Source organism: Dissulfurispira sp. (assembly GCF_036745535.1).
Taxonomy (GTDB): domain Bacteria; phylum Nitrospirota; class Thermodesulfovibrionia; order Thermodesulfovibrionales; family Dissulfurispiraceae; genus Dissulfurispira.
On sequence record NZ_DAIOFX010000096.1, the window covers coordinates 1 to 5,078 of the forward strand.

General features: G+C 43.7%; 6 protein-coding genes and 1 pseudogene. All 7 read left to right on the forward strand.

Going from position 1 to position 5,078, the window contains the following annotated elements; genetic code table 11:
* On the forward strand, positions 1 to 496 hold a 496-nt coding region (locus tag V7L97_RS11000), incomplete at its 5' end, for a GTP-binding protein (RefSeq protein ID WP_333655951.1).
* Positions 497 to 718: 222 nt separating this feature from the next.
* On the forward strand, positions 719 to 856 hold the full coding sequence (locus V7L97_RS11005) for a hypothetical protein (RefSeq protein ID WP_333655952.1): 138 nt from the start codon (positions 719 to 721) through the stop codon (positions 854 to 856).
* Positions 857 to 887: 31 nt separating this feature from the next.
* Complete coding sequence (locus tag V7L97_RS11010; protein WP_333655954.1) at positions 888 to 2,069, forward strand: sensor histidine kinase; 1,182 nt, start codon at positions 888 to 890, stop codon at positions 2,067 to 2,069.
* Positions 2,070 to 2,112: 43 nt separating this feature from the next.
* The gene (locus V7L97_RS11015; RefSeq protein ID WP_333655955.1) at positions 2,113 to 2,268 is read left to right on the forward strand and encodes a hypothetical protein; all 156 of its coding nucleotides are present in this window, start codon (positions 2,113 to 2,115) and stop codon (positions 2,266 to 2,268) included.
* A 5-nt stretch (positions 2,269 to 2,273) separates the two neighbouring features.
* Positions 2,274 to 3,008: a response regulator gene (locus tag V7L97_RS11020; protein ID WP_333655956.1), complete on the forward strand. Its 735-nt coding sequence runs from the start codon at positions 2,274 to 2,276 to the stop codon at positions 3,006 to 3,008.
* Positions 3,009 to 3,189: 181 nt separating this feature from the next.
* A pseudogene (locus tag V7L97_RS11025) lies at positions 3,190 to 4,477 on the forward strand (ATPase, T2SS/T4P/T4SS family).
* Between the two features lie 16 nt (positions 4,478 to 4,493).
* A complete protein-coding gene (locus V7L97_RS11030; protein WP_333655957.1) occupies positions 4,494 to 5,051 on the forward strand; it encodes a response regulator in 558 nt (185 codons plus the stop codon).
* Positions 5,052 to 5,078: the final 27 nt, after the last annotated feature.

The window sequence follows — 5,078 nt, forward strand, 5'->3', positions numbered from 1 at the left end:
TTCTATACTACCTGAATCGGAGGTCTTTCTAAAATCTATTTTGGACAGATGTGAGGTCAAGGTTTATACTGTTCCGGGACAGGTCCGCCACGATGCAACCAGAAAGGCAGTATTGACGAGGGCTGATGGAATAGCGTTTATTGCAGACTCCCAGATTTCAGAATCTGCGAACAATGTTGAAAGCTTCGAAAACCTCGAAAAGAATCTCGCTCTTGTGGGAATCGATATAGAGAAAATACCCCTCGTTATACAATTTAACAAAAGAGACTTGAAGGATATTGTTTCAGAAGATGAAATTCACAGGACATGGGAGCCCACAGGCATACCTGTTTTCATGGCATCTGCATTATACGGGCAGGGTGTGATCGAAACATTCAAGCGTCTTGTGGAGCTAACATATGATTATATCGATACCCGCTACAGCCTGAAAGAAAAACATATGCTGACAAAAGAGATGTTTGTGGACAATCTTACAAAAACAGTGAATAGTTTTTAACCTAAATTGAGCGATTTTATAGTTAGATTTTGTAAGGCAGGTGCTGCGGAAAGACTTTAAACTCCGCACTTATAAAAACTTTTATCTTGTATCCGTCATCTACTACTTCGGATACTTGATGGATGATGCTTATGTTATCTCGCAGGCGCACATGAACGAGGACTTTTTAAAGTCTTGGAGCAGTGCATGCCTTACAAAATCACTCAATTTAGGTAATAGATTATGGAACGAACGGACAGGATAGATTTTTCACTCGGCGCAGATATGGGGCTTAAAGACATACTAAGCGCCCCTGATGTGCTCCCTCTGTTGAAGGCAATAGTGGGGGGCAGGTGCAGACCTCGCAGCCGTCTCCGATGAGAAGGGGAAAATATTATGGGCAGAAGGCAGTGTGCCGGATAACAGTGAACTCCCGCCATCTGTTATTAAAAATCTATCTGACGGGAAATACGGAGGTGCAGCCTGGAGATTGTCGCCCATTTATCACGAAGGGGAGCTGATCGGTTTCCTCTTCATATCCGCATCTGATCGGATAAATGAAGAAATCCTTTCGGGCATTGCAGGGATTGCCTTTGCAGGACTGAACGCCATCATAAAAAATATCGTAAAAAGGGTATTCACTACAGAACTGCATACAACCGTTGTGCAAAGGTCTTATGAAGAACTCCTCGAAATTAACAGAAACCTGGCAGCCTCGGAAAAGAACTACAAAGAACTGTCGGAAACCCTTGAGCAGAAGGTGTTGGAGAGGACAGAGGAATTGAAAAGGGCATACACAAGACTGCTCCAGCAGGAAAAGATGGCATCCATAGGACAGCTTGCAGCAGGCGTTGCCCATGAGATCAACAACCCAATAGGTTTCATATACAGCAATCTCAACACCTTAAAAAAATACATAGGAAATCTTAATGAAATTATCAGGTTCTACAAGGTCAAGGGTCAAGAGTTAGAGGTCATAGGAAAAGATGCAGAAGAATTGTATAAAAAATTAAAGATCGAATTTATAATGTCAGACATCAATGATCTCATTAAACAGAGCACTGACGGCGCCGAGCGCATAAAAAACATAGTGGCCAATCTGAAGGGCTTCTCGCACATAGATGAAGCTGCAGACAGGGAAATTAGTATCAACACAGAGATGGACAATACCATCAGTGTGCTTTCACACGAGATAAAGGCAAGGTCGGCAGAGATCGTAAAACATTATGGTAAGATTGCAGGTTTCTTCGGCAATCCCGGCCTTATATGCCAGGCATTTCTGAATATCCTGTTAAACGCCCTGCACTCAAAGGACGATAACATTATAGTAACGATTAAAACAGAACAGCATGGTAACAATGCAGTTATTTCTATTGCTGACAACGGTAAGGGTATTCCTCCAGATATACAGAGCCGCATATTTGAGCCATTCTTTACAACAAAGGATGTTGGCAAAGGCATGGGAATGGGTTTGACAGTGGCATATGATATTATTTCCCAATACGGAGGAAATATCGAGGTTAAGAGCGAGATGGAAAGGGGATCAACCTTTGTAATAACATTACCGTTAAAAAGAACTGGATTGATGGAGTAATGGCAAAATACGCGGAGCTTTTCAAGACGACAAAAAAGATGATATGGGCGATGAGATAATAAGCTCTCCTGAGTCCGTCCATGCAAGGTTCACCCTTCTCTTTGTGGATGATGAGGAAAATGTACTCCATGCGCTCAGGCGTATATTCCTCGATGAAAACTACGAAATTCTGACTGCCACATCAGGGGGGAGGCGCTGAAGATTATGGAAAACAGCGTTGTTCACCTCGTGATTTCCGACCATAGAATGCCTGGAATGCCCGGCTCGGAACTCCTCAGGGAAATCAAGAACAGATGGCCTGAGACCATAAGGATCATGCTCACAGGCCACGCTGACATTCAGGCTATTATGGGCGCAGTGAATGAGGGCGCTGTCTATAAATTCATAACAAAACCATGGAACGATGAAGACCTGCGCCTGACCGTAAGCCTTGCCCTTCAGCAATACGTACTTATTCAGGAAAACAGAAAACTAAAAGAGCTGGCAAAGGAACATCAGGTAAAGATAAAAACCTACTCCAATCTCTTTGACGAATACAGGGGGATTTTAGGCAGCATACTCGTAAAATCGGGCATCATCACCAATGAGCAGCTCAGCAAGGCATTGAAAGAAAAAGACAAGGACGAATTCATAGGCGATGCCATAGTCCGCCTTGGATTCACGACAGAATCGAAAATAGTTCAGGCGATTCAGAAGCACCAGAATTTGGATTATATGGATCTTAAAGAGGTTCGCATAAACCCGAATGTGGCGAGGTTTCTGCCGAGGGAGCTATGCGAGAAAAACAGGCTGATTCCTATAAAACTTGATGGCAGGAATTTAACAATTGCAATGGCAGACCCATCGGACATTATGAAAACAGACAACATCTCAATGCTTACGGGATTTAAGGTAATTCCTGTGGTTGCAAAGTCATCGGATATTATCAACCAGATTTAAGAAGATCTACGGCGAAACAAACGATACAGGAACAATTCAGGAAATCGGGGAGGCACTGGAGTTCGAACCCATAGAGGAGATAGACGTTGTCATAGAAGAAGATGAAACTGACATAAATGTCCAGGAACTGATAAGCACATCGGGTATTCCACCCATTGTAAGGATCGTAAATGCAATCATCATGGAGGCACTGCGTTATCAGGCAAGCGATATACACATCGAGCCAAAGACCAAATACACTATTGTGCGGTATCGAATCGACGGCATGCTCCACACAAAGATAAAAATACCTTCGAACCTCCATCCTGCTGTTATATCGAGGGTGAAGATCCTTGCAAAAATGGACATTTCAGAGCGTCGCAAGCCGCAGGACGGAAGGATTACCATGAAGACAGGCACGAGGATCGTGGATGTAAGAGTATCGAGCATGCCGACTATAAACGGCGAAAAGATTGTCATGAGGATACTGGATAAAGGCGCTTCCATCAAAAAGATTGCAGAACTCGGAATGCTTCAGGATGACCTCCAGAGGCTGGATGTGGTCATAAAAACCCCAGGGCATATTAATATCGACAGGCCCCACAGGAAGCGGAAAGACCACTATGCTCTATTCCATCCTTTATGAGATGCTTCAGTCCACCAAAAACTATGAGACCATAGAAGACCCTGTCGAATACTTCCTCGAAGATGCCAGTCAGGTTTATGTAAGGGAGCGCATAGGATTGTCCTTTGCATTTGTATTGAGGTCAACGCTGAGACAGGACCCGGATGTAATACTGGTGGGCGAGATCCGTGATCATGAAACAGCAGATGTGGCATTTAAGGCAGCACTAACAGGCCACATGGTTTTAACAAGCCTCCACACAAACAACACGGTTGCTTCCATCACCCGTCTTATTGATATCGGCGTTAAACCATATCTCATCGCATCAGCCATCGAAGGCATAATAGCCCAGAGGCTTGTAAGAAGGGTATGTCAATATTGTAAAACATCAACAGCCCCCGATAAGGAAATAATAAAGCTGCTCAAAATTCCAGAGAACACCTTTAAAGAAGTGTCCGTTGGCAAGGGATGCAGCAAATGCAATAATACAGGCTATCTTGGGAGGACAGGTATTTTCGAGTTGTTTGCAATGAACGATGAGTTCCGCCAACTAATAAGCAGCGATTATAAAGAGTCGGAAATCATGAACCTTGCAAAGGCAGGAGGGATGAAGACATTAATAGAGGATGGGATAGAGAAGGTACGGCTCGGCATTACGACGCTGGAAGAGCTCTTTAGGGTGATAGGTCCGCCCACAAAGTATGAGCGGCAGTGTGAAAATTGCGGAAATATGATAGATATAAAATTTTTATTCTGCCCATACTGCGGCATATTCAGGCATAACATATGCCATAACTGCAAAATGCCGCTTGAGGAGTGGGTTACATGCCCGTTTTGCGGAACGAAAAAACAACAAATGGAGTGAAAGGAGGTTTTAGCTCATGGAAGACAGCATCCTGATAGTTGATGACGAGCCGAATGTAATCTCTGCGCTTACGAGGGTATTCATTGATGAGCCTTATCGGACATATTCAGCCAACAGTGCACCTGATGCCATGGAGATATTGAAAAAGCACTCTATAAAGGTGGTTATATCCGATGAAAGGATGCCGGAAATCTCCGGCTCGGAATTCCTTTCAATGGTTCGTGAACAATTCCCTCATATAATTCGAATAATGTTAACAGGCCACGCCAGTATAGAGGCTGCAATGAAGGCGATAAATGAAGGCGAGATATACAGGTTTTTCACGAAACCGTGGAACAATATGGATATAAGGTTTGCTGTGAAGGCTGCTATTGACAAATATAATCTGGAAGAGGAGAACCGGAGGCTCCTGAATATAATCAGGCAGCAGGTATTGAACATTAAATTGCTGGAAAGGCAGTTCCCGGGCATCTCAAAACTCGACCGCGATGAAAACGGCAGGATTATAGTGCCCAATATGTCGGAAGACGAGATTGCGCAAATTGTAGCCAAGTGCGAAAGGAAGTTTATTTGATATTGACCCCGTTAGAGATAAATCTTT

Coding starts and splice junctions, on each gene's coding strand:
- V7L97_RS11015 (WP_333655955.1), top strand. CDS start 2,113: ATGGGCGATGAGATAATAAGCTCTCCTGAGTCCGTCCATGCAAGGTTC.
- V7L97_RS11030 (WP_333655957.1), top strand. CDS start 4,494: ATGGAAGACAGCATCCTGATAGTTGATGACGAGCCGAATGTAATCTCT.
- V7L97_RS11005 (WP_333655952.1), top strand. CDS start 719: ATGGAACGAACGGACAGGATAGATTTTTCACTCGGCGCAGATATGGGG.
- V7L97_RS11020 (WP_333655956.1), top strand. CDS start 2,274: ATGGAAAACAGCGTTGTTCACCTCGTGATTTCCGACCATAGAATGCCT.